At 61.6% G+C, this 1,177-nt stretch carries 1 protein-coding gene; it reads right to left on the minus strand.

The genetic code is table 11. From position 1 onward, the window contains the following. Position 1: 1 nt before the first annotated feature. Positions 2–1,177, minus strand: a 1,176-nt coding sequence (gene tuf / locus FQV27_RS18680; RefSeq protein WP_147101613.1) for an elongation factor Tu, incomplete at its 5' end; no start/stop codon positions are given.

Here is a 1,177-nt window from a genome sequence, read left to right on the forward strand (position 1 = left end):
ATCACTCGATGATTTTCGAGACCACGCCGGCGCCGACGGTGCGGCCGCCTTCGCGGATGGCGAAGCGCAGTTTTTCTTCCATCGCGATCGGGGCGATCAGCTCGACCTCGAACTTCAGGTTGTCGCCCGGCATCACCATTTCCGTGCCTTCCGGCAGCTTCACCGTCCCGGTCACATCCGTCGTGCGGAAGTAGAACTGCGGGCGGTAGTTGCCGAAGAACGGCGTGTGGCGGCCGCCTTCTTCCTTGGTCAGGATATAGGCTTCGGCCTCGAACTTCGTGTGCGGCGTCACCGAACCGGGCTTGGCCAGAACCTGACCACGCTCGACACCGTCACGATCCACACCGCGCAGCAGCGCGCCGATATTGTCGCCAGCTTCCCCGCGATCCAGCAGCTTGCGGAACATTTCCACGCCGGTGCAGGTGGTTTTCTTCGTCGGGCGGATGCCCACGATTTCCAGTTCGTCGCCGACGTTCACAGCGCCACGCTCGACACGGCCGGTCACAACCGTCCCACGGCCCGAGATCGAGAACACGTCTTCGATCGGCATCAGGAACGGCTGGTCCACGGCGCGCTCGGGCGTCGGGATATAGCTGTCGACAGCTTCCATCAGTTCCTTGATCGACTTCTCGCCGATCTCCTCGTCGCGGCCTTCCAGAGCAGCCAGCGCCGAGCCCTTGATGATCGGAATGTCATCGCCGGGATAGTCATAGGACGACAGCAGCTCGCGCACTTCCATCTCGACCAGTTCCAGCAGTTCTTCGTCATCCACCTGGTCGACCTTGTTCAGGTAGACGACCATGTAGGGGATGCCGACCTGACGGCCCAGCAGGATGTGCTCGCGGGTCTGCGGCATCGGGCCGTCAGCCGCGTTCACCACCAGGATCGCGCCGTCCATCTGTGCCGCACCGGTGATCATGTTCTTCACATAGTCAGCGTGGCCGGGGCAGTCGACATGCGCATAGTGACGGGTCGGGGTTTCGTATTCGACGTGAGCGGTCGAAATCGTGATCCCGCGCGCCTTCTCTTCCGGCGCCGCGTCGATCTGGTCATACGCCTTGAAGTCACCGAAATACTTGGTGATCGCAGCCGTCAGCGTCGTCTTGCCGTGGTCAACGTGACCAATCGTCCCGATGTTGACGTGCGGTTTCGTCCGTTCGAATTTTGCTTTTGCCAT

It is taken from the genome of Paracoccus aurantiacus (assembly GCF_007993065.1).
Lineage (GTDB): Bacteria > Pseudomonadota > Alphaproteobacteria > Rhodobacterales > Rhodobacteraceae > Paracoccus > Paracoccus aurantiacus.